Raw genomic sequence first — 25,436 nt, forward strand, 5'->3', positions numbered from 1 at the left:
AGATTTTTATGAGTACGCTTTCGCGAAAGCGTAATTAAAATAATCCTAACAAAAATGTAATTATCTGATGAGTGAAAAATGACCTTTAAAGGAGCGTCCATCTGCCAGTTCAACTAAGTACCAATAATCTGTACTAGGCATAGGATTGTCATTATAAGTGCCGTCCCATCCCACACCTAGTGGATCTAATTGTTTGAGCAGTTTACCAAACCGGTCAAAGATGTAAATACTTGCATCTGGCTCCGTTTCAATCGCGGTTACTTGCCAATAGTCGTGAAAACCATCTTCATTTGGAGTGAAGTAAGGTGGAGCAGCTACAATGGTTGCAGGAACTGTTAATGTATTACAGTTAGTTTGAGAGCGTACTGTAATCGTATAAAATCCAGGTAACAAATTCGTAAAAACTGGACTGTCCTGAAACATAAAATTATCTATACTGTATTGCCACGGTCCATCTCCTGTTACATCGATCTTGATGCTATTGGAACGTATTGTGAATTGCTCAATTTCTATGGATTCTAGTTGGGTAAGATCGTAATGATTTATACTGGTTGAGATACTATCGGTACATCCATTATTATCAATTCCTGTTACCGAATATATTCCTGGTAGAGTAGTGGTTATACTGCGAGTGGTTTCACCGTTACTCCATAAATAGGAATCAAAATTGTTACTGGCTGTTAAGGTTACTTCATCGTCTGGACAGGTTACAACTGGATCTGTTACTGTAATAACGGGTTTTTCGTTTACGACAATAGTAAATGGTTGTGTATCTATACAGGTTATTGGACCGTTGTTTGCTAATCGTATATAAATTTGTTCAATTGCTTGTGTGTTTTGATAGTTATCTGGTAACGCGTTACTATCACTTACAGCGCTAGCTTGGTCAGGATGAAAACTTACATCCCAGTTAGAAGCAGTACTACTTAAAATTTGGTCACGAATAGTAGTTAAATCAAAAATTTCAATTCCATCTCTAGAGTCATCATCACAAACCTCGAAATCATTTATAAATGGTATTTGTGGTTCTTCAATAAGCTCGAAGTCAAAGGATATAATTTCAAAGCAAGAAGTGAAATCGCTATTTTCTATGCGAGCATAGAAAGGTGAGTTTGTTGCATTAAGTATATGAAAATAAGGAAGCTCATTAATTCTATTTTGAGCATCATTATTTGATGAATAAAAACTGACATCAAAATCTATAGGATTTTGGGATCCTAATATCTCACTAGCGGCTTGAGTGAAATCTATTGTCTCGATTCCATCATTTCCTATATCACATGTGTATTGTGTTTGAATAGGATTTGCAATTGGCGAATTAACTACATTAAATTCAAAACTTGTTATATCATAACAACCGTTAGAGTTTAAGTTGTCTAATCTTACATAATAGGTGCCTGCGGTTAATTGAGTATTAGGTGCAATAGAGTTAAAATCTTGCTGAGCTTCAGTTAGATTGTAGTGTAAAGAGATTTCAAGATTATTGGATGTATTATTTTGAAGCACTTGTTGCGATACCAGGGAGAAGTCTATTGTAGCTAAACCATCATTTGAGAGGTCATCGCACACAATTATATCATTAATTGTACCTGCATTGGGTTGGTTCACTACAGTAATGGTATCAATTATTGTAAAAGTTTCAAGAGGAGTGGTTATTGTTAAACTTACTTGGTAATCGCCTGGGTTTACAAATGTATGGGAAGGATTTATTACAGTACTAGTATTAGTACTGCTAGTTGAATCACCAAAATCCCACAGCAAGGTAGTGTTTGGACAAGTTGCCAAAGCATCTGCTGTGAATTGGGTAGGATTGCCACTACAGCCTTCTACAAAGGAAAAACGCGGTGTAAAAAAAGCGTTATAAAAGGGTGGTAATCCTTCATTTACATTAGTGCCAGGAGCTAGGCTGACTCCATTAAGAATAAATGCAGCACTTGCTCCTATGTTGTTAGGTTGATCAATTACGCTTAAATAGTTTTTTAAATCATTTGAATAGTAAATTTTACCATCTGGACCAATTTGCAAAGCACCTCTAGAAACATCATCGGTTGAGTCCAAAGGATCTGTTTGATATATAGTAATAGGATTTGATTGGTAATTAGGTGAAGTTGTATCGTATTGAAGTAGCGTGCGTTCACCAAACACACCATTTTGAGCTGTATTCAAATCCAAATAGAATAACCTAGAGTCTAAGCTAAATTCACCACCATAAGCTAATAGATTGGAAGGAAAACGAAGTTCGGTGGGATTGGTAACACTACCGTTAGTAGTGTCAAAATCAAAAATAAAGGCACCTGTTCCCAGATTGTTGGCAGGTGTTCCATTAGGTAAAAATTGATTCATTAAGGCTATTTTACTGCCATCAGGAGCAATTTTTAAATATCCACGTCTATCTTCAACTCTTGTGGAAGGACTGTTACTTACAATCACATTGTTATCTAATCCTTGCGGAGTTAACTTAAAAGCATAAAATGAATCAAAAATACCGGTATTAAAATTTGATTCGGCATAGGAAATTATCCACGCATCTCGACCATTACTGTGGACACTTGCTGTAACTTTTTCAGAAGAATCAGGTAACAAATTGATGTTTTTTTGAGATGGAATAACAGCTCCTAATCCATTATCTAATAGCATATCTACAACACTATAATTTAAACCTGTAACAGGATTAAAATCACCAACAGTAAAGATGTAATAGAGGTTTTCATTCTCGGGCATTGGAATAATTATTCCAGATTGTGTACTGCTGGGGTCACCTAGTAGTCCAGAACCATTGAGCATGACTTGATGATTGCGATTCCAGATTGTTATTCCGTCTGTATAGAATAATAAATTTCCACAAGCGTCACTTATGGTTGCGCAACCTTCCGTAGTATCCAATTGCCCTAGGTCATTTGCAACAGGAGAACCATTATTGAAATCTAAACCAGCATTGGAACCAAAAAACCACCAATTAGCCTGATTTTGTGCATTAATGAAGCAAGCAAAAAAAAGTATCAAAAAAAGTAGCTTTTTCATACTTTAAAAATACGCTAATAAAAAATGCCTTCAAATTATTGAAGGCATTACATGTGTATAAGGTAAAAAGCACTTTTAAATTTTAACTCTCCACCCGTGTTTATCTTCCGTACGATTATATTGAATATCCATCAATGCGGCTTTAATATTAGTCGCATAATCGTTTTCAATTACTGGTAATTCATATTTAAAATCTTCGTGTTTGAAACCTTTAATAGGTACAATTACAGCGGCCGTACCACTTCCAAAAATTTCCTTTAATTCACCGTTTTGCGCAGCTTCTTTAATTTCTGAAACTCGTATTCTTCTTTCTTCTACTTCTATACCGTGATCTTTGGCCATTTGAATAACACTTCTTCTTGTTACTCCATTCAATATTCTGTCATTATTAGGAGCAGTCAAAAGTTTATCGCCTATGCGCACAAAGATGTTCATTGTTCCAGCTTCTTCAATGTATTCGTGCGAGGCAGCATCAGTCCAAATTATTTGTTGATAACCTTCTTCCATCGCCAGGTTATTTGGGTAAAAACTGGCAGCATAATTACCTGCAGCTTTTGCATATCCTACACCACCATCTGCTGCACGTGAAAATTGATTGGCTATAATAACTCTTACTTCACCACGGTAATATGCAAAAGCAGGAGACATAACGATCATAAATTTGTACTCGGTAGAAGGAGCTGCCGCTACTCCGTTTTCACTAGCTATCATAAATGGTCTTAAATACAAAGAAAGTCCTTCTCCATATTTTACCCATTCTTTATCTAAATTTACTAATGTTTTTAATCCTTCTACAAATACCTCATAAGGTACTTCAGGCATTGCAAGTCTTTTGGCACTTTCATTAAAACGTTTCCAGTTGTCTTCTGGTCTAAAAAGGAAAACATCACCAGCTTCATCTTTGTAGGCTTTCATACCTTCAAAAATGGCCTGTCCATAATGAAATACTTTACAACTAGGTTCTACTTGAATTGGTCCGTATGGTTTAATATGTGTTGTTTCCCATTTTCCATCGCGCCAGTTGCATTCAAGCATGTGGTCTGTAAAAGTTTTTCCGAAAACTAGATCATCAAAATTCGTTGATGCTAATCTAGATTCCGAAACTCTATCTATAACGATTTCGTTGGTATCGGTCATGGGTTATTTTTATTAATTTTTTGCAAAGATAACGGATAGTATCATTGAATAAATCCCAACGAATTACTAATTTTGTGGAAAATATAAACAAATGAAAACCTATTTACCTTTATTTTTTATCATTTTCTCAATAATTGGGTGTAAAGAAACTCAAAAAGAAACTGAAATGCCTGCAGTAAATGATGAACAAGTTGAAGAAATGGCCTATATGAGCTATGGATCAAAAATAACTGCAGAAAATGCTATTTCAACAGCAGAATTATTCGAGAAATATCAAACTTTAACCGACTCAGACACAATCCAAGTAAAGGTGAAAAGTGAGATTCTTGATGTATGTCCAAAAAAAGGATGTTGGGTTAAAATGGCAGTTGGTAGCGATACAACACGTGTGATGTTTAAGGACTATGGATTTTTTCTACCTAAAAACGGTAAAGGAAAGGAAGTGGTATTTGAAGGTAAAGTGTATAAATCAATCACTGACGTAGAAACTCTTCGTCACTATGCAGAAGATGCTGGAAAATCTCAAGAGGAAATAGAAAAGATCAATGAACCTGAAACAAGCTATACTTTTATAGCCGATGGTGCTCTTGTGGAAGAATTTGAAAACCCAGATGTTGAAATGCCTGCAGAAGAAAGCGCAAGCGAATAATGAAAAGAGAAATCATGATCACTGGCGATGGTTCCAAAACCATTCACATGCCAGATCTTAACGAGCAATATCATTCTAAACACGGCGCCTTGCAAGAGGCGCTTCATGTTTTTATAAAGATGGGTTTACAGCCTTTACAAGAGTCATTACAACCTGATAATGCCAGTCTTAATATTCTAGAATATGGTTTTGGTACTGGTCTTAATGCTATTTTAACCAAGCAACATGCGAGTACTACTAGAATTCATTATACCGCAATGGAAGCATACCCAGTAAGTGCCGATGAGGTCCTAGCTATGGATTATGGAAGCTTACTTAAAGATCAAATCTTTTATGAAGCATTGCATGAGATGGATTGGGAAATTGACAAGCAGTTAACCTCTACATTTAGTATAATTAAAAAGCAAATGAAATTTGAAGAGGTCAAATTCGACAACCAGTTTGATCTCATATATTTTGATGCTTTTGGACCTAGAACACAACCAGAACTTTGGACCATACCCATTTTTCAAAAAGCGTTTGATAGCCTAAAAAATGGTGGTGTACTCACTACTTATTGTGCTCAAGGTCAGGCTAGACGCAACATGCAAGAAGTTGGTTTTAACGTAGAACGTCTTCCTGGTCCACCAGGTAAAAGAGAAATGTTGCGCGCGACAAAATTATAGGTAATTTAAAAGACTAGCCTGTCTAGTCACTATTAAAAAGATATGAGTAACGAAGTAAGAAATCAAGAACCTAAATCACTTTGGAATCACTTTGCTGATTTGAACGCAATTCCTAGACCTTCTAAAAAAGAGGAACGTGTAAGAGCCTTTATGGTGAAATTCGGTAATGAATTAAATCTACAAGTTATAGAGGACGCTGTAGGTAATGTAATTATAAAAAAGCCTGCAACTGCAGGAATGGAGAACCGTAAAAGTGTGATTTTACAATCTCATCTAGATATGGTACACCAAAAAAACAACGACACTCAATTTGATTTTGATACCCAAGGTATTGAAATGATTGTCGATGGTGATGTTATCAAGGCAAATGGAACAACTCTAGGTGCCGACAATGGAATAGGAGTAGCTGCAATCATGGCTGTTTTATCCTCAACTGATATTGAGCATCCAGCGATTGAAGCTTTGTTTACAATTGATGAGGAAACAGGTATGACCGGTGCCAAAGAATTGGATAAAAACATTCTCAAATCAACTATACTTCTAAACCTAGATACTGAAGAAGATGATGAAATTGATATAGGATGTGCTGGTGGAGTAGATATCACTGGTAAAAAACAATACGATACTAGTAATCCAGAAGATACTTATTCTACGGTCACGATTACTGTGAAAGGTCTTAACGGTGGCCACAGCGGTATGGATATCATTAAAGGTTTAGGTAACGCAAATAAAATGGCTGCCAGACTATTGGATGCGTTACAAAAGAAATCAGATATTCATATTGTATCTATTCAAGGTGGTAGTTTGAGAAATGCTATTCCACGTGAAGCTGTTGTAGAATTACGCTTTCGCGAAAGCGAGCTACAGCACATGCAATCTACCTTTGAGAAATGCAAGCAAGCCATAATAAATGAGTATAAATCCCTAGAGGAAAATTTAAATATTTCGTGGGAATTGACGAATTCTAGTTTAGGTCATCTTGATGCTTCTAACAGTCGTGAGGTAATACACGTTTTACTAGGAATTCATAATGGTGTTTACAGAATGAGTCCAGATATTGAAGGTCTTGTAGAAACTTCAAACAACTTGGCTCGAGTAAAATTAAATGATGGACAATTGGAGGTAGCTTGTTTAACTAGATCATCTGTTGAAAGTTCCAAAACAGATCTAGCATCTTCAATAAGTGCTGTAATGCAGTTAGCTGGAATCAGTGTTGAATTATCTGGTGACTATCCTGGTTGGGAACCAAATCGCGATAGTGCAATTTTAGAAATTGCTGAAAATAAGTATAAGGAACTATTCAATGAATCTCCTAGAGTAGTCGCTTGTCATGCAGGATTAGAATGTGGAATTTTAGGTGAACGTTATCCAGGTTTGGACATGATATCTTTTGGTCCAAATATTAGAGGAGCTCACAGTCCAGATGAACACGTTGAGATTTCTAGCGTTCAAAAATTTTGGGATTTTTACTTAGAAATTCTCAAAAATGTTCCATTGAAATAAAAGAGCACCTACAGCTAGATGAATACTTTAAGTAGGTTTTAAGAAGTATTATTAATGCCAGGTTTTATTTTGCTTGGCATTAATAATTACTTACATGAAAATCAGTACTAAAATTCTTTCTATTTTTTTGGTTTTAGGAATTGTTGCTTGTTCTGCACCAAAAAAGGTGAGTTCCAAAGCAACAAAATCCGAAGCATCAAATAAAACCAGCTCAAAGTTTAAACCTTATCGTAAACTTATAACGGGTAAAACTAAAACAGACGACGGTCTTTTTAAAGTTCATCAAAATGAAGATGAATATCTTTATGAGTTACCAGATTCCCTATTAGGTAAAGATATGTTATGGGTTACCCGTATTGCACAAATACCTGCAAATTTGGGTGGTGGATATTTAAATGCTGGTAGTAAAACCAACCAACAATTAGTTTCATGGGAGCGATTTAAGGATAAAATATTACTTAAAGTCAAATCTTATGATGCCGTTACATTAGACTCCACAGCGGCTATATCCAATAGTGTTAAGGTTAATAATTATGAACCGATTATGTACGCTTTTGATATAGAAGCTATTAATACCGATTCTACGGGCGTAGTAATTGATGTCACCAAATTTTTAAGCAACGATATACCTGCAATAAGTGGTTTGAATTCCAGACTACGCAAACAGTATAAAGTAAGAAGTCTGGATAAATCACGCAGTTTCATTAATCGTGTGTCTTCTTATCCTTTAAATGTTGAGGTTGTGCAAGATATGACTTATACGGCTAGTGACGCACCTTCAAATTCATCTGTAGGTTCCATAAGTTTACAGATGAATCAATCTATGATATTGTTACCTGAAAAACCTATGACACCTAGATTGTATGATCCTAGAGTTGGTTTCTTCACGGTTAATCAAATTGATTATAGCTCTCCTAAATTAAAAGCCGATGAAAAAACATATATAAGAAGATGGAGGCTAGAGCCTAAAGATCCTGAAGCGTATGCAAGAGGTGAATTGGTAGAACCTGTAAAACCAATTGTTTACTACCTTGATCCTGGTACCCCAGAATCTTTGAAGAAATACATAAAACAAGGTATTGAAGACTGGCAGAAACCGTTTGAAACTGCAGGGTTTAAAAATGCTATCATAGCAAAGGAGGCTCCTAGCATAGAAGAAGATCCTGAGTTTAGTCCAGAAGATATAAGATATTCTGTGGTTAGATACGTGGCAAGTACTACTCGTAATGCTGTAGGTCCTAGTGTGAGCGATCCTCGTAGTGGTGAAATAATTGAAAGTGATATTATCTGGTATCATAACCATTTAAGATCTTATAGAAACCGTTATTTACTGGAAACAGGTGCGGCAAATCCTAGTGCAAGAACATTAGATACACCAGCTGAAGAGATAGGTGAGATGATGAGACAAGTAATTGCCCATGAGGTAGGTCATGCGTTAGGATTTCCACACAATATGGCGGCGAGTTACGCCTATGATGTCGAAAATTATAGAGACGGAGACTTTACACAAGCAAATGGAATTGCAGCAAGTCTTATGGATTATGCCCGTTATAATTACATTGCTCAACCTGGAGACAAAAACATAAGATTTGTACGCCAAATGGGTCCTTACGATCATTATGCTGTCAATTGGGGTTATAGAGTAATCCCTAACTCCAATACTCCAGAAGATGAAAAAGAGGTACTGAATCAATGGATTTTAGAAAAAGCAAATGATCCTAAATATAAATTCGGAAGACAAAGCAGTCGTTTTGATCCTCAATCTCAAACTGAAGCTATTGGTAATAACCCTGTAAAGGCAAGTAGTTATGGAGTTGGAAACTTAAAAATTGTTGCCAAAAACTTACCACAGTGGACTTCCAATGACACTAATAATTACGACGATTTAGATGAATTGTATAGAGAACTTTTAGGTGTGTTTTCTAGATATGTAGGTCACGTTGTTACAAATGTTGGTGGCGTTTATGAAAATCTAAAAACTCCTTCTCAAGATGGTACTGTTTATGAACCTGTAGATTCAAAAACACAAGAACAGTCAGTACAGTGGTTGATTAAAAATGTGTTTGAAACACCAGAGTGGTTAGTTAGACCTGAGATTCTTAAAAATATAAATGAATCAGGATATACAGATAGAGTGAGATCATTACAATCTAGATATCTATCAAGCCTACTGTCTTACGATCGCTTGGGTAGAATGATTGATACAAAAGCAATGGATGATAGTGCCTACTCTGTAGTGGAGTTGATGCAAGATTTGAACAACGGGATATTTAAAAATATACAACCAGATGTATATGAACGTAACTTGCAAAAAGCCTATTTAGACCGTTTAATTGAGCTTATGACAAATGAAAAACCTCGTGCTAGCTTTAATGTTACTCAAAGCGATGTACCTTCAATTGTAAGAGGTCAACTTAATGAAATTAAAAAGATAGCAAGAAGGAATAATGCACGTACTTCAAATAAAGTGGTAAGTTTTCACTATGAAGATTTAATTGCAAGAATTGAGAGAACGCTAGATCCAAAGTAAGAATAATAGAACAGCAATAGTAAGAACCTACCTGATGGTGCTCATCAGGTAGGTTTATTTTTTTTACGGTACATCGTCTCCTAAAGAAGCAACGTAAATTTTAAACCATTGCTCTAGGGATAATTTAACATTTTTACTTTCTACCGCACTTTGTAAACGTTCGTATTTACCAGTTCCTATAACTGGGATAATTTGAGAAGGATGTGCTAGAATCCATGCAAAAATAACTTGATCAAAGGGTAAGTTTCCTAGCTCTGTACTTACTTCTTGAATTGCATTAAGAACTCGTTTTCCTTTATCAGTTTCAGGATGTAGTAAAGATCCACCAGCTAATGGAGACCATGCCATTGGACGTATTCCAGCACTTGTCAAATAATCAATATTCTCGTTTTCAAAATGCTCGAGCGCATAAGGAGATATTTCAATTTGATTTGTAATTAAGGGTTCTTCACAATGTTCTTGTAAGCTTTTAAACTGATTAAGTGTAAAATTAGAAACCCCAAAGTACTTTACTTTACCTTCTTTTTTTAATTGGCTAAATGTTTCTGCAACTTCAGCATGATCAAAAAAGGGAGATGGCCTGTGTAATAATAAAGCATCGATATAATCGGTCTTCAAATTTTTTAAAGAAGTCTCTACTTGATTGATAATATACTTTTTTGAATAGTCGTAATACTTCACTTGACGATTAGGAAATTTATCGGACCTAAGTTTTATACCACATTTAGTCACAAGCTGCATTTTGTGCCTTATTGACGGGTCTAGAGATATTGCTCGGGCAAATATTTCTTCACATTCATAATTACCATAAATATCAGCATGGTCCATGGTGGTAACACCTAGGTCAATTGCTTGCTTAATATAGGTAAGCAGTTCCTGATTAGGTAAATTCCAGTCGCCTAATCTCCACATTCCCAAAGCAAATTGGGACAATGGGTAATATGATTTATTCTGACTCAATGACATATTCTATTTTTTGCAAAGATGACTATTGTAAGTAGATAAATGCATTAATAAAACTTATACTATGTATTAAAAACATAAATAAAAATATATGAAAACTATTTGCAACCTTTGTACAAACAAAAATTTATGAAAACAATTTCAATAGCAAAAGGTGATGGAATAGGTCCAGAAATTATGAATGCTACATTGGCTATCATAAAGGCATCTGGTGCTGCAGTTAATTTTGAAGAAGTACAATTAGGTAAAGAAGTTTACCTATCAGGTAACACATCTGGAATTACTCCTGAAGCTTGGGAAAGTATACGACGTAACAAGGTCTTACTTAAAGCACCTATTACTACACCTCAAGGTGGTGGTTACAAAAGTTTGAACGTAACTATGAGAAAAACTTTGGGACTTTATGCAAATGTAAGACCGTGTGCCAGCCTACATCCATATGTTACAACAAAACATCCTGATATGGATGTAGTTATTGTAAGAGAAAATGAAGAAGATTTATACGCAGGGATTGAACACCAACAAACTCCAGATGTTGTTCAATGTCTTAAATTAATAAGTCGCCCAGGTTGTGAAAAAATCATAAGGTACGCATTTGAGTATGCGAGATACAACAACCGTAAAAAGGTAACTTGTTTTTCAAAAGACAATATTATGAAACAAACTGATGGTTTGTTCCATAAAATATATAATGAAGTAGCACAGGAGTACCCAGATATTGAAAAAGAACATTGGATCGTTGATATAGGTGCAGCTAAGGTGGCTGATTCACCAGAGCATTTTGACGTAATAGTAATGCCTAATTTATACGGTGATATCATAAGTGATATTGCGGCACAAATTACTGGGTCTGTAGGAATGGCAGGTAGTGCCAACATAGGTGAAAGCGTAGCTATGTTTGAGGCCATTCACGGTAGTGCTCCAGATATTGCAGGGCAAAAAATTGCAAATCCTTCTGGTTTGTTGCGTGGAGCAATCATGATGCTTAATCATATAGGAGAAAATGAAGCAGCACAATCTATTCATAACGCTTGGTTACTTACCTTAGAACAAGGTATTCATACTGCAGATATATTTAAAGAGAATATAAGTAGTAGAAAAGTCAATACAGAAGAGTTTGCTCACGCAGTAATTGCTAATATGGGAAAGGAACCACTACAATTAACTAAAGTGAGGTATAATGCAAAAGAGCCTTTTAAGCTGCCACATGTAAAGGAGCGTGCAGCTCAAAAGAAAGAGTTACTAGGTGTTGACCTGTTTGTAGATTGTGAAAATAAAAACCCTAATTTCGTAGGAGAGCTCTTGCGTAGTATTGAAAAGAAAGATGTCAAATTACAAATGATTACAAATCGTGGAGTCAAAGTATGGCCCAATGGATTTGATGAAACATTTTGTACACAACACTGGCGATGTAGATTTATGCCCGATGGTGGTAGAGCCATGACAAATCAAGAAATTGTTGCATTGCTTAATGAAGCAATTGACAAAAAGGTGGATGTAATTAAAACAGAAAATCTATACTCATTTGATGGAGAACGAGCTTTTTCTCTAGGACAAGGACAGTAATTTAATATAGATTATACAACTTAATGCCAACAGTACTTTACATTTACTGTTGGCATTTTATATGTAATATTATGAACAAAATTATAAAAACGAGACGCAGTATTTTCCCTGCGCAATATATTGAAGGTACTATAGAGAAACAGGATCTCCTTTCAATTTTAGATGCGGCCAGATGGGCTCCTAACCATCGTAAAACTGAACCATGGAGATATAAGGTTCTTACCGGTAAAGCGCTAGATAGGCTAGGTACGTACCTTGGAAATGCCTATGAAGAAACTCCAGGCCACAAGAAAATCAAGCTTAAAAAGTTAAGGGAAAATCCTAGTAAAGCTGCAGCGGTCATTTTAATTTTCATGCACAGGGATGAAAAAGAATCAGTTCCAGAGTGGGAAGAAATAGCAGCAACTTCCATGAGTGTACAAAATATGTGGTTAATGACTCATGAATTGGGTTATGGTGGCTACTGGAGTAGTCCTAAATCCTTTGTTGATATGAAGAATTTTGAAGGAATAACAACAGATAAGAACGAACGATTTTTAGGTTTCTTCTACATTGGAAATTATGATAAAAAGGGTTTGATTATAATGCAACAAGAAAAACTATAGAAGAAATAGCCACTTTTATCGATATGTAAATTTATTGAAATTCAAGTATTTAGTTCATTGTTTGAATTATTTAAACTAAAAATTTAGTTCTATAACTATAAAGATAGTTTGAAAACTAAAAAAATAGTTATACGTTTGTAATGCGTTAAGGATAGAGTGGTGTTACCATGTAACAACGATAGCCTGACCTCGAGTGATCACTCGAGGTAACGCCCTTAAAACATCATAAATGGAAAAACTAACAGCTAAAGAAGAAGAAATTATGCAGGTTTTATGGAAGCTAGAGAAGGCTTTTGTAAAAGAAGTGGTACCACACCTGTCTGGAACCAATCATTATAATACCGTATCTACCATTGTGCGTAAACTAGAGGATAAGGGATTTGTATCTCACGAGGCCTTTGGTAAAACACACAGGTATTTCCCAATAGTTCAAAAGGAAGACTATCGCAATAAATACGTGACTACAGCGATTACCGATTATTTCAATAATTCATATAAGAATGTGGTTTCTTTCTTTGCCGATGAGAAGAAAATATCGGCCAAGGAGTTAAGAGAAATATTAAATATGATTGAATCTAAAGACAAATAGCATGGAAACACTTGTAGAATACCTTTGGAAAAGTACAGCAGTTCTAGCTGTATTCGTTTTGGGATATCACTTCATATTAAGAAAGTTAACTTTTTTTCAGGCCAATAGAGTTTTTTTACTTGTTGGAATAGTTGCTAGCATCGTTCTACCTTTTGTTGAGTTTACAGAGGTTGTATACATGGAACAATTACCCGTCACTACTACAAATAATGTGATCTATTTTTCTGATGCAGCAATGATGAATACGGTTACTCCAGAAGTTACTACTTATAACTGGATGGAACTTTTTATTTATGCTTATCTAGCTGTCGTATTATTCTTTTTGGGTAAATTAAGTATAGAAATTATGAGCGTACAACGACTCTTAAACGGAGGTACGAGTAGAAAGGAAGATGGAGTAGTGTTAGTATCGCTTTCGCGAAAGCTTACTGCATTCAGCTTTTTTAATAAAATAGGTTTTCATAATGGTGACGAGAAGTCTGAACAGTTTGCACATATTCTAAGACACGAAAAAGTACACGCTAAGGAATGGCATAGTATAGATGTGATTATAACACATATATATTGCGCTTTATTTTGGATCAATCCATTATCGTGGTTTTTGAAAAAACAAGTGGCTCAAAATTTAGAATTCATCGCCGATGCCAAAGCGGCTGCTGTACAAGAAGGTAATATGAGCTATGCTAGAACATTAGTTAATGCAGTAGTATTACAACAACAACCAGCGCTTGCAAATAATTTTGTAACACCTTTTATTAAACAACGAATCATAATGTTACAAAAAGAAGCTTCAAAGAAATGGAGTGCCTATAAGTATGCACTTATATTACCGGTAATCATTCTTTTCCTTTACAGTTTCAATACGGTTACTAAAGTTGAGTATTTAAATAGTCCAGTTGAAAAAATGATTCCAACTGAAAAGGCAACAAAAAATTATAAACCTTCAACTGCACCAGGTAATTCTAATTTACAAACAGCACAGCCTGTTACAGAAGCAATAGATACCGTATTCAGGCTAAAAGAACGAGTTAATTTAAGGATTGTAAGTTCCAGTACTCGAGAATCTCTTGAAAAACAAGCTGAAAATCTTAAAGAGAAATATAATGTAGATCTTAAAATTAAAAAGTTCAAAAAGAAGAATGGGAAAATTATAAAACTGGCACTTTCTATTGATAACAACAAGGGTTCTGTCATTGAACAACAATATGAAAGCACCAATGGACTAGACGATATCTGTATAAACGGCGTTTTTGATGACACAACAAGTGATTGGTCAATAGGTAAATGTGATGCACGAGTTTCACAAAGAATAATACAATCAGGTCCTGGAAATAAGTTTTACGCATTCAGTACTGATAGTGTAATGAAGCCTTATATCTTCAATGGAACTTTTAAAGATTCTCTTTTATTGAAAGCTTTGTCTAATGTAAAAACGGTGAATCTTGATTCAATTTTTGCTCAGATTGAAATGGGAGAAAATTCGATAAAATTAGATTCTTTAATGGCAAAAATGAATATCCAATTTAAAGATTTAGACAGTCTAGTAAATATGGGGAACAGCTTTCATCATGCACAACCCATAATTATTGAAGAGCTCGATATTGATATAGATACATTAAGAGTTAATGCATCCCAACCTATGACGTATGGTAGTTCATACAGATGGAATAGTGATGCTAAACCACTTTTTATTTTAAACGGTAAAGAGGTGGAAGAAGCTAAAGTATTACGATTACATCCTAATGCAATACAGACCGTTACAGTTCTTAAAGATGGTAATGCAACAAGTAGATATGGAGATAAAGGTGCAAATGGAGTAGTTGTTGTGGTTAGTAAACCAGAAGATCTAGAAACTCTTGTAGAAGAGGAAATTATAATTGATAATGATTCTACTAGATATAAAGTAAGACGTAAGGCTATAGAAAAGCGTGAGGAGTATATGCGTGAAAGAGAGCAATTAATGGAGGAAAAGCGAGCTGAATACGAGGAGCGAAGAGAATTATTACGTGAAAAATCCGAAGCTAAACGTGAAGAACTAGAAAAACGCAGAGAAATTATGCGTGAAAAAGCTGTGGAGAAAAGAAAAGAAGTGGAATTGTTAAGAGAAGCGAAAAGATCAGAACTTGAGGCAAGAAGACAAATCTTATTAGCCAAGAGAGATTCACTAAAGGCTGGATCACGTTATTATGAAATTGAAGAAGTGTTTGATGAGAATGTTGAAAATATTTATAAAGTCAATGACCCTGAGAATAAAGATTCCCTTATCAAATTAGGAGAGATACTATCTGAACAAGGTCATGTTTTAAATATTAAAACACATCGAGTAAGAGATGGTATTTTACGTAAATTAAAATTTGAAATTGATGGTAATCAATACACATCACAATCAGATGCTGGAATAAAACAAGTTATATTTAAAGAGGTAAACGGTCAACTTAGAGTAAGCATCATTCAAAATTGATAGGTTATCAGTAAAATATAAAAGCCTGCAATAACAAGCAGGCTTTTTTTATGATAGTGTTTTAAATTAATATTTTACAATCTTGACTTATTAAGAGTAAACTTAGCCACCATTTAATAGCGATATACAATAGCGTTAATATTCATTCCGGCACCTACACTGGCAAACATGACCACGTCACCTTTTTCAACTTTATGTTCTGGCATTTTATCATGTACAACAAGATCCATGACAGTAGGTACGGTAGCGACTGAGCTATTTCCAAGCTTGTGAATAATCATAGGCATGATGTCTTTAGGAACTTCCATATCATAAAGTTTGTAAAAACGCTGCACAATAGCTTCATCCATTTTTTCATTAGCTTGGTGAATGAAAATTTTCTTTAAATCTTTAATATCAACATCAGCTTGATCCATCGCGGCTTTCATTCCATTTGGCACTTTTGAAAGAGCAAAATTATAGATGCGTCTTCCATACATTTTTATGTATTGTGTTTTGTCTTCTAATTCTTTATTGTAAGAAGTTTCATTAAAAATGAAATAAGTTTCTTCTTCCGTATAAGTAGCGGTAGCCTGACCTAATATACCGTGTTCATCCATGCTAGGTTCTACAATAGCGGCACCAGCACCATCAGAATAAATCATAGAATCTCTATCATGTGGATCAACTACCCTTGAAAGTGCTTCGGCACCGATAACAAGTACACGTTTAGCTAGTCCAGATTTTATAAAACTATCTGCTTGGCTTAAACCTAATACCCAACCAGGACACCCAAAGAGTACATCATAAGCGACACATTGCGGATTTTTTATTCCTAGCTTGTTTTTTATACGGCTAGCCAGACTAGGAACCATATCGCTGGAACCGCCATCTGGTTTAACATCTCCGTAATTATGAGCTACGATAATAAAATCAATTTCTTCTTGGTTACAATTAGCGTCTACAATAGCATTTCTAGCAGCAATAGCGCCTATATCACTTGTAAGTTGTTCAGGTGTAAGGTAGCGTCGTTCTTCAATACCAGTAATGGCTACAAATTTCTCAATAATTACTTCATTGTCACTACCAAATGAGCTACCGTCATTATTTAAGAATTCATGATTTAAAAAGTCCTCATTTTTAGTTATTACTTCCGGAATGTAACTTCCTACTCCTGTTATTTTTGCTCTCATAAAGGCATTAATATCTTCAATTCATCGTAAAAAAAGTCATTAAACTTGTGTTTTCCTAATGTATCACTCTTAAATTTTTAAGTCTTTCTTAACTATTGAGAATATTTAAGATAATTGTAGATTATTCTATGAATAATACAATGCAATGAATAATAATAACACTTGAAAAGGCATTTTTATGCGATTTTATACCTTCAGGATGTTTTATTAGTTAATCAACTTTAATTCAAAATTATCTTGAAATTTATCGCCTATTTTATACTTCCCATTTAAATTTGCAGCAAACATCGATCTTGAAAAATCTTATCGTTTTTTCTTTGTTATTTGCTCTTGCGGTAAGGCCTGTTTTCTACTTAGGTCAATGGACGTATTACGCAACTAATTTAGATAAGATTATAGACGAATATTGTGTTAATAAAGATCGCCCTCAACTACAGTGTGATGGAAAATGTTATCTAGCACAGCAAATGATGCTGGCAGAGGCTAACTATGAAAAGGAACAATTACAAGTAGGTGCATTAGTGGCTTTTTATCCCGTGTATTATCAACAGAACAATATTGATTTTAATTTTTCTAAAGCATTTCATTACAAGCAAGAATTGATTGTAAGTAAAGAACAGCTTTTACTATCCAGTTATAAACACGACCTGTTCAAACCACCAATCGTTTAACAGCTCTTCGTAAAAAGCTTATGCTATTATTATTCTATTAGCATTGGCTTTATCAATTCATATAAAATCATAATTATCCGTGATCTCATTATTAATCGAGATGATGGATCACAACTAGGTTGGATATTTTGAATTATTCAAAATAATCCAACGCAACATTATACTATTAAATAAAATGAAACTAAATCATATATTTTCAACAATCGCTCTTACATTAATTCTAACCTCATGCTCTACTGATGATGATTCTACCGGTGATCAACTAGAAGGCCAGCAAGGTGATATCACGATTAAATTTGACAATGCTGTGGGAAGCAATGACTTCCTATTTAATAACACTTACTCATTGTCAAATGGAGATACTTTTCAAGTTCAAACTCTTAAATACATCATTAGCAACATAGTGTTGTTAGATGAAAATGGAAACGAGAGTACTATTCCAGCAATAGATAATATTTTTATTGTAGATGAATCTCAAGCTAACAATGCAGGTGAATTCAACATTACACTTAATGATATTGATGCAGGAAATTACACTCAAATTAAATTTGGAATAGGTGTTGACCAAGATCGTTATACACTAGGTGTGGCAGGTCAAGGTAATTTTTTACAACAAGCAGATGACGCTGGAATGATGTGGAGCTGGGCAACTGGATATAAGTTTATTAGATTAGACGGAACTTATACCGATTCTAGTGCGGCAGACCAAGCTCTTAATATTCACATGGGAAGTGTGGGAACCTCATTAGATAATTATAGAGAAATTACATTAGACTTACCAAATACATCACGAGTACGTGAAAATAGTATTGCCGAAATTCACGTGATTGCTGATATTATGAAAATTTTTGAAGGGTCTACCACAGTTTCTTTCGCCGATGGTTACAATCAAGTGCACACAAACGAAGTAGAGACACCTATTATAGCTCAAAATTTTTCTGAAAGCTTCAGTGTACATCACGTTCATAACAATTAATAGTTCTTATAATCACTGATACTGATATTCTTTCTTATAAATTGAATATTCTGTATCAGTGATTTGTTCAATTTTCTAAGTTATGTATAGACTTTTTACAATTACATGTATCTATTTATTGATACTAAGTTGTCAAAGTGAAGAGGATTTGGGATATGAACCTACTCCTGTAGATTTCAGTATTCCAAGTAATTTTCCTTCCATGGAATATGATTTGAATAACAATCCATTAACAGAACAAGGGATTGCGCTAGGCAAAAAGCTTTTTTTCGATGGTAGATTATCCTCTAACAACGCTATAGCTTGTGCTTTTTGTCATGAACAAGAGTTTGCTTTTACGCATCACGGTCATACACTTAGTCATGGTGTGAATGGTAACATAGGTTTTAGGAACACTCCACCATTACAAAACTTAGCTTTTCAAAAGGAGTTTGGCTGGGATGGTGCAGCAAGTCACTTAGATCTTCAACCTATTATTCCAATTACAAATCCTATTGAGATGGATGAAACTTTGGAAAATGTAATCGAAAAACTTAAAGCAGATTCTGACTATCCACATCTCTTCAAACAATCCTTTGAAGATGGTGAAATAAATACAGCAAATATGTTGCAAGCGTTGTCGCAATTCATGCTCACTATGGTATCGTCAAATTCAATATATGACCAAGTAAAACGAGGTGAAGGACCAGTATTTAACCCATTAGAATCTCAGGGAGAGCAAGTGTTTAATCAAAAGTGCGCTAGTTGTCATTCAGGAACTTTATTTACTGATCAATCCTATCGTAATAATGGTTTAAGTATCAATAGTAGACTTGACGATAAAGGAAGATTTCTTGTATTAGAAAGGCAGGAAGATCTTTATAAGTTTAAAGTTCCCAGCTTGAGAAATGTAGAAGTCACAGCACCCTACATGCACGATGGTAGATTTTCTACATTAAAGGCGGTTTTAGACTTTTATGACACGGGTATGGTTGATACAGGCACCATAGATTCATCACTAGTAAAACCAGATAATTCTTTAGGAATTGATCTTACAGAACAAGAAAAGGAAAGTTTAATTGCTTTCTTGAAAACATTAACCGATCCAACTTTTTTAAACGATGATCAATTTTCAGAATACTAGAACCTATCTAATTTGCTCAATTGCTTTTTTATTGTGGTCTTTCAGTTACAGTCAAAATTTAAATCAAATCGATATTAATTTTCAAGACAGCAAACTTATACTTAGTGATGTACAAGAGTCTTTTGAATCAGAACGTGAAGAGTACCATTTAAATTCTTTTACTCGCACTGTAAAAATTGACTCACCTTCAAAACTGCTTTGTGACCTTTGTAGTTGTACAACCTCAAGTGGTAGTTCAGGATTTGGGACGTTACAAAATTTAAATTTTGTTGGCATTAGGTTCATTTACCAAAACTTTGAATCAAAAGATGGCATATTTAATAATTCTCCATCCAGTGAGGAGCAATTTTACACTTACCAAGCTTGGGCCAATATTCCCTTAAGTAAGAAAATCGCATTAAATGCTGTTATTCCGTATCAGGATTTAAGTAGAAAACGAGTTAATGGAAATGAAAATATCAATGGAGTAGGAGATATCACAATAATAGGATGGTATAAACATGTGCTTTATAAACGTCCAGAAGGATATAACGTAGTCTTTGAAAACAAAGATCCATCCGGTCATCAATTCCAGTATGGGCTAGGAATTAAATTACCTACTGGTAAATTTGAAGAACAGCTTGTAGATCGTGTAAATCCAGGTTTTCAAGTAGGTACCGGTAGTACTGATTTTTTAATCAGTATAATGCATAATTACTCTGCCAAAAAATGGGGAATAAAAACACAGGGAACCTATTATTTAAAGTCTGAAAATAAAAATGAGTATCGATTTGGAAATCAATTAAGTGCATCGAGCAATGTTTTTTATAATATCGCTTTCGCGAAAGCGTCATTAAATCCATACCTAGGTATTTCTACAGATTTGTATGGTAGTATTAGACAATTTGATGAAGAGATTAAGGATACTGACGGTTATGTGTTCAATGCAACTCTGGGAGCTGAGTTTAATTTTGATCGATTCAACTTGGGAGCTAGTTATATCTTGCCTGTGGCTCAAGAATTGTTTGCAGGAAATGTTGAATCTCAACAACGAGTAAGTATTTATTTAAATGTTTTGTGGCAATAAAGCTGAAATTTCACAAAACAAAAAACCGAATCAATTAGAATTGATTCGGTTTTTTAATGATTGATTTTAAAAGTTTACAAGTACTCTTCCATAGGAGCACATGTACACATTAAATTTCTGTCACCATAAGCATCATCCGCGCGTCGTACAGTAGGCCAGAATTTGTTGTCACTTACCCATTCCAGTGGATAAGCAGCTTTTTTCCTAGTGTAAGGAAAATTCCAGTCATCACTGGTTATCATTTGTAAGGTATGCGGCGCATTTTTAAGAACATTATTAGGCTCTTCCTTAGTAGCTTCTTCAATTTCCTTTCTTATGGAAATCATCGCATCGCAAAAACGATCAATCTCTTCCTTACTTTCCGATTCTGTTGGTTCGATCATCATGGTTCCATTTACCGGGAATGACACCGTAGGAGCGTGGAAACCATAATCCATCAAACGTTTGGCAATATCAGTAACTTCTATTCCATTTTCTTTAAATGGTCTACAGTCAATGATCATTTCGTGAGCGGCACGACCTCTTTCACCTACATATAAACATTCAAAACTCCCGTTTAAACGTTCTTTGATATAATTAGCATTAACTATAGCATATTCAGTAGATCGCTTTAAACCAGCAGCACCTAGCATGCATATATAACCATAAGAAATTACACAGGCTAGCGCACTTCCATATGGCGCAGCACTAATAGGAGTAATCGCTTGATCGCCTCCTGTAGGTACTATAGGATTTGTAGGTAAGAATGGTACTAGTTGCTTTGCAACACAAATAGGGCCTACACCAGGTCCACCACCACCGTGAGGTATGGCAAATGTTTTGTGTAGGTTGAGGTGACAAACATCAGCGCCTATATTTCCTGGGTTAGTAAGACCTACTTGAGCATTCATGTTTGCACCATCCATATATACTTGACCACCATTTTCATGAATGATTCCAGTTATCTCCTTAATCGCACTTTCATAAACACCGTGAGTCGATGGATAAGTAACCATAAGAGCAGACAGGTTGTCTTTATATTCAATCGCCTTGGCTCTTAAATCATCAACATCTATGTTACCATTTTCTAGTGCTTTTGTAACAACTACCTTCATTCCTGCCATAACAGCACTTGCAGGATTGGTTCCATGTGCACTAGATGGAATTAAACAAATATTACGGTGGCTATCACCACGAGACTCATGATAGGCTCTAATAGCCATAAGTCCTGCAAATTCTCCTTGCGCACCAGAATTAGGTTGTAATGAGGTACCTGCAAATCCAGTAACTTCATTCAATTGTTCCTCAAGCTTTGTCAACATTTCTAGATATCCTTGAGCCTGATCTGCAGGAACAAATGGGTGAATATTACCCCATTGAGGATCTGAAAGTGGTAACATTTCGGCTGCTGCGTTCAATTTCATCGTACAAGATCCTAAAGAAATCATCGAGTGATTTAATGCCAGATCCTTACGCTCTAATTTTTTAATATAACGCATCAATTCTGTTTCACTGTGATAACTATTGAATACATCATAGGTCATGAATTCACTTTCACGTTTTACACCTACATTGTTTTGATCCAATAGATTAGTGATTACAGTTGCTTCTTTTGAGTACGCTTTCGCGAAAGCGGAAACAATATCGTTAAGATCTTTTATAGAAGTAGTCTCGTTTATAGAAACTTGAACTGTTTCTTCATCTGGATAATAGAAGTTAATTTCTAATGCTAAAGCTTGTTCGCGTACCTTGGCTGCATTAGCTTTAAAAGATAGAGTATCAAAATATTGTTCGTTTTCTTGATAAATACCTAGTTTTTCAACAGCATCGGCTAGGGTAGCAGCCGTGTTATGTACTTTACTAGCAATGTACTTTAATCCCTTAGGACCGTGATAAACTCCGTACATTCCAGCCATTACTGCAAGTAGAACCTGAGCAGTACAAATATTAGAAGTTGCTTTGTCTCTTTTAATGTGTTGCTCACGAGTTTGTAAAGCCATACGCAATGCACGCTTACCATCCATGTCGCGAGTTACACCTATAATTCTACCAGGTATTTGACGTTTATACGTTTCCTTAGTTGCAAAATAGGCAGCATGTGGACCACCATATCCTAATGGAATTCCAAAACGCTGTGTAGTACCTACAACAACATCGGCACCCCAATTACCAGGAGCTTCTAACATTACTAGTGAAAGTATGTCTGCAGCTACTGCTATTTTTATGTCATTTTCTTTACAAGCTTGGGCAAATTGAGTATAATCAACCACTTTACCACTTGCACCAGGATACTGAATTAGTACGGCATAATAACCGTTGGACATATCCATTTCCTTAGGGTTACCTTCAACAAGCTCAATTCCTAATGGAATAGCACGTGTTTTTAATAATTCTTTGGTTTGTGGCAAGGTGTCCTCGTCAACAAAGAATTTCACCACTCCTTCTTTTTTCTGTGCGCGTTCACGAACTGCAAAAAGTAAGGTCATCGCCTCGGCAGCAGCGGTAGATTCATCTAATAATGAGGCGTTTGCCAATTCCATACCAGTAAGATCGGTGATCATAGTCTGGTAATTGAGCAATGCCTCTAGACGACCTTGTGCAATTTCTGCTTGGTAAGGTGTGTAAGCTGTATACCAACCTGGATTTTCAAGTATATTACGTTGAATTACGGCTGGTGTAATAGCGGCGTTGTATCCTAAACCGATGTAGGTCTTAAATTGTTTGTTTTTATTACCTAATTCTTGGATGTGATTTAGGTACTCGTACTCGCTCATCGCTGGATCTAATTCCAGTTCTTTTTTCAATTTAATTCCATCTGGAACGGTTTGATAAATGAGTTCGTCGATTGAGGAAACACCAATGGTATCTAGCATGGTGTTAAGATCTTTCTTGCGTGGCCCAATGTGTCTAAGGGCAAAACGATCTGTATTCATAGTGCTTATGTGGTCTATGTTATTAAATAGCAACTTGTTTTTAAGGGTAGCCGCTTTATTTTCATGCAAAAGTAGTCGATTAAGTAGTTTAAACTAACAGAGGTTAGTTAATTATTACCTCTTTTTATTCACGCTTTTTAATAGGTTATTAACCACTGCTATTACCTTTGTTCTATGATGCTAATAAAAAAAGGGCTGGAGTTCTACATAAGAACGAGTTTACATGTGGCAATTTGCTTTGTAACCTTGTCTATGGTTATCACATTACCTTATCTAGAGCCTTTTGTCGATTGGCCGTTTTACATTATGCAATTTTGTCTAGTTGTCGTTAGTTATAACCTGACTAAATATTACCCATTAATATTAACCAGTAAACCATTTAAATATCGAGGCTTTATATTAATCATGAGCTCCTTATTGATATTAATTGCTCTTAGTTTATTAGCCTTTGAAACAACGGAGTATTGGCTAATTGTGGCTTTGCTAGTACTGTTAAACTTAGTATATGCGTTTCCTTTGCTATTCAATAAGAAAATCAGAGAGTTTGTTTATTTAAAAACGCCTGTTGTAGCAATAAGCTGGGTGTTATTGTTGTTGAGTTTTTTTTGGAGCGCGCACGGATTTGCAAACACTGTTCAGGATTTAAATTACATTGATTTTGAAGATCATATGTATCTTGGGATAACTCTTCTTTGCTTTATGATAGCTTACTGTATACCTTTTGAAATTAGAGATATTGAAAATGATAAAATACACCTAATCACATTACCTCAAAAAATAGGAGTTGGTTACACTAAAATTATCGGGTATCTAAGTGCCTTTTTCTTTTTTGTCTTGCAATTAATGTATCAACCCATTATTGATTCAAATACGTCTGAAACAGTAATTATTACGGTTTTATTATTGCTTTTTATTTACTTATCAGACAAAATAAAAAGTTCCTATTTTGTGAGCTTTACCGTTGAGGGATTACCAATTATTTGGCTGCTTTTAAAAGTTTGCTGTTAAAGTTTCCTTTCAATCGCATCCTTAATGCGAGAACGAATTTTAGCCTTTTCGGCTGCGGTTAATTTAATCCAGTTCAAACCGTTTAACGTTCTAGTAAACTTGCAGTTTTTTTTATTAAAGGATCTACATCTCCAGCAATGGGAGTGATGCATTTTAAGTTTAAAACGCTCTTTACTATTGAGATCATTGTATTGCTCTCGTGTACTCAACACTTCGGCATCGTTACAATTTATAAATACTCTACCCATGATAGTTTAATCGATCTTGTACCATTTTTTATTCAAACATTCCATTAACTGGACTCTGGCTCTATGAATAATCACCCATAAATTGGACGCCGTGATATCATGCTCCTTACAAATGGTTTCTGTATCCATGCGATCGATGGTTTTTTGCACAAAGATGATGGCATATCTCTCAGGCAAAGCTGCAATACATTCTTGTAACGCTTCACCTAATTCTTTTTGTTCTATATCATCCTCTACAGTAGGATTGCGTAAATCTTTTACTCGTTCTTCTAGCCAATCTCCTGTTTCATCATTGTTATCTAAATAACTCATTCTAACCTCGGCTTTACCTTTATTAGAATTGATTTTGCGATAATAATCAATGATTTTACGTTTAAGAATTGATACAAGCCAAGTGCGCTCAGTGGATTTTCCCTTGAATCTGTGCGCACTTTTAAGACCAGCCAGAAAAGTTTCGGCAACTAGATCTTGTGCCATAACAGCATCATTAACTCTTGTTATGGTGTAATTAAATAAATAGTCGCTATAACGATCTACCCACTTTTTTGGATCTAATTCTACTTCTGGCATT

At 35.1% G+C, this 25,436-nt stretch carries 20 protein-coding genes; 13 read left to right on the forward strand and 7 right to left on the reverse strand.

Going from position 1 to position 25,436, the window contains the following annotated elements:
- Window positions 1-60: 60 nt before the first annotated feature.
- Together BST91_RS04275 and BST91_RS04280 are read right to left on the reverse strand one after the other, a co-directional pair.
- Entirely contained in the window at window positions 61-3,021 is a 2,961-nt protein-coding gene (locus BST91_RS04275) for a T9SS type B sorting domain-containing protein (protein ID WP_085774586.1), read from the reverse strand.
- Between the two features lie 75 nt (window positions 3,022-3,096).
- The gene (locus tag BST91_RS04280) at window positions 3,097-4,158 is read right to left on the reverse strand and encodes a branched-chain amino acid aminotransferase (protein ID WP_060522624.1); all 1,062 of its coding nucleotides are present in this window, start codon (window positions 4,156-4,158) and stop codon (window positions 3,097-3,099) included.
- Window positions 4,159-4,249: 91 nt separating this feature from the next.
- On the opposite strand from BST91_RS04280, the gene BST91_RS04285 reads away from it, so the two are divergent.
- From BST91_RS04285 to BST91_RS04300, 4 genes are all read left to right on the forward strand, one after another.
- Entirely contained in the window at window positions 4,250-4,807 is a 558-nt protein-coding gene (locus tag BST91_RS04285) for a DUF4920 domain-containing protein (protein ID WP_085774587.1), read from the forward strand.
- Complete coding sequence (mnmD, locus tag BST91_RS04290) at window positions 4,807-5,472, forward strand: tRNA (5-methylaminomethyl-2-thiouridine)(34)-methyltransferase MnmD (RefSeq protein WP_042278642.1); 666 nt, start codon at window positions 4,807-4,809, stop codon at window positions 5,470-5,472. Before BST91_RS04285 ends, mnmD begins: the two co-directional genes overlap by 1 nt.
- Window positions 5,473-5,514: 42 nt before the next feature.
- Window positions 5,515-6,975 (forward strand): aminoacyl-histidine dipeptidase, encoded by a 1,461-nt coding sequence (locus BST91_RS04295; protein WP_085774588.1) that lies wholly within the window; start codon window positions 5,515-5,517, stop codon window positions 6,973-6,975.
- A gap of 94 nt (window positions 6,976-7,069) precedes the next feature.
- Window positions 7,070-9,505 carry a zinc-dependent metalloprotease gene (locus BST91_RS04300; protein WP_085774589.1) on the forward strand — a complete coding sequence of 812 codons (2,436 nt, stop codon included), beginning with the start codon at window positions 7,070-7,072 and terminating at the stop codon, window positions 9,503-9,505.
- Window positions 9,506-9,568: 63 nt separating this feature from the next.
- Here BST91_RS04300 and BST91_RS04305 read toward each other — a convergent pair whose 3' ends face one another.
- Entirely contained in the window at window positions 9,569-10,471 is a 903-nt protein-coding gene (locus BST91_RS04305; protein ID WP_085774590.1) for an aldo/keto reductase, read from the reverse strand.
- Between the two features lie 126 nt (window positions 10,472-10,597).
- Between BST91_RS04305 and BST91_RS04310 the strand changes: the two genes are divergently transcribed.
- The 4 genes from BST91_RS04310 to BST91_RS04325 all read left to right on the forward strand — a co-directional run bounded on the left by BST91_RS04310 (window position 10,598) and on the right by BST91_RS04325 (window position 15,689).
- Window positions 10,598-12,034, forward strand: a complete 1,437-nt coding sequence (locus tag BST91_RS04310; RefSeq protein WP_085774591.1) for an NADP-dependent isocitrate dehydrogenase — start codon at window positions 10,598-10,600, stop codon at window positions 12,032-12,034.
- Window positions 12,035-12,105: 71 nt separating this feature from the next.
- Complete coding sequence (locus BST91_RS04315) at window positions 12,106-12,639, forward strand: nitroreductase family protein (RefSeq protein WP_244895687.1); 534 nt, start codon at window positions 12,106-12,108, stop codon at window positions 12,637-12,639.
- A gap of 229 nt (window positions 12,640-12,868) precedes the next feature.
- Window positions 12,869-13,228: a BlaI/MecI/CopY family transcriptional regulator gene (locus BST91_RS04320; protein ID WP_042278647.1), complete on the forward strand. Its 360-nt coding sequence runs from the start codon at window positions 12,869-12,871 to the stop codon at window positions 13,226-13,228.
- A 1-nt stretch (window position 13,229) separates the two neighbouring features.
- Window positions 13,230-15,689: a M56 family metallopeptidase gene (locus tag BST91_RS04325; RefSeq protein WP_085774592.1), complete on the forward strand. Its 2,460-nt coding sequence runs from the start codon at window positions 13,230-13,232 to the stop codon at window positions 15,687-15,689.
- Window positions 15,690-15,802: 113 nt separating this feature from the next.
- Here BST91_RS04325 and BST91_RS04330 read toward each other — a convergent pair whose 3' ends face one another.
- The gene (locus BST91_RS04330; protein ID WP_085774593.1) at window positions 15,803-16,861 is read right to left on the reverse strand and encodes a 3-oxoacyl-ACP synthase III family protein; all 1,059 of its coding nucleotides are present in this window, start codon (window positions 16,859-16,861) and stop codon (window positions 15,803-15,805) included.
- A gap of 293 nt (window positions 16,862-17,154) precedes the next feature.
- Between BST91_RS04330 and BST91_RS04335 the strand changes: the two genes are divergently transcribed.
- The 4 genes from BST91_RS04335 to BST91_RS04350 all read left to right on the forward strand — a co-directional run bounded on the left by BST91_RS04335 (window position 17,155) and on the right by BST91_RS04350 (window position 20,697).
- Window positions 17,155-17,532, forward strand: coding sequence for a hypothetical protein (locus tag BST91_RS04335; RefSeq protein WP_060522609.1), 378 nt, complete (start codon window positions 17,155-17,157; stop codon window positions 17,530-17,532).
- A 175-nt stretch (window positions 17,533-17,707) separates the two neighbouring features.
- Entirely contained in the window at window positions 17,708-18,508 is an 801-nt protein-coding gene (locus tag BST91_RS04340; RefSeq protein WP_085774594.1) for an MbnP family protein, read from the forward strand.
- Window positions 18,509-18,590: 82 nt separating this feature from the next.
- Window positions 18,591-19,631: a cytochrome-c peroxidase gene (locus tag BST91_RS04345; protein WP_085774595.1), complete on the forward strand. Its 1,041-nt coding sequence runs from the start codon at window positions 18,591-18,593 to the stop codon at window positions 19,629-19,631.
- A complete protein-coding gene (locus BST91_RS04350; protein WP_085774596.1) occupies window positions 19,609-20,697 on the forward strand; it encodes a transporter family protein in 1,089 nt (362 codons plus the stop codon). Before BST91_RS04345 ends, BST91_RS04350 begins: the two co-directional genes overlap by 23 nt.
- Window positions 20,698-20,771: 74 nt before the next feature.
- Here the strand turns inward: BST91_RS04350 and gcvP are convergent, their stop codons facing one another.
- The gene (gene gcvP / locus BST91_RS04355; RefSeq protein WP_085774597.1) at window positions 20,772-23,609 is read right to left on the reverse strand and encodes an aminomethyl-transferring glycine dehydrogenase; all 2,838 of its coding nucleotides are present in this window, start codon (window positions 23,607-23,609) and stop codon (window positions 20,772-20,774) included.
- A gap of 174 nt (window positions 23,610-23,783) precedes the next feature.
- On the opposite strand from gcvP, the gene BST91_RS04360 reads away from it, so the two are divergent.
- Window positions 23,784-24,617, forward strand: coding sequence for a hypothetical protein (locus tag BST91_RS04360; protein WP_085774598.1), 834 nt, complete (start codon window positions 23,784-23,786; stop codon window positions 24,615-24,617).
- Here the strand turns inward: BST91_RS04360 and BST91_RS04365 are convergent.
- Both BST91_RS04365 and BST91_RS04370 read right to left on the reverse strand, forming a co-directional pair.
- Window positions 24,614-24,865 (reverse strand): hypothetical protein, encoded by a 252-nt coding sequence (locus BST91_RS04365; protein WP_042278654.1) that lies wholly within the window; start codon window positions 24,863-24,865, stop codon window positions 24,614-24,616. The genes BST91_RS04360 and BST91_RS04365 overlap by 4 nt on opposite strands.
- A 6-nt stretch (window positions 24,866-24,871) precedes the next feature.
- Window positions 24,872-25,435 carry a sigma-70 family RNA polymerase sigma factor gene (locus tag BST91_RS04370; protein ID WP_042278655.1) on the reverse strand — a complete coding sequence of 188 codons (564 nt, stop codon included), beginning with the start codon at window positions 25,433-25,435 and terminating at the stop codon, window positions 24,872-24,874.
- Window position 25,436: the final 1 nt, after the last annotated feature.

The organism is Nonlabens tegetincola, from assembly GCF_002117085.1.
Taxonomy (GTDB): Bacteria; Bacteroidota; Bacteroidia; order Flavobacteriales; family Flavobacteriaceae; genus Nonlabens; species Nonlabens tegetincola.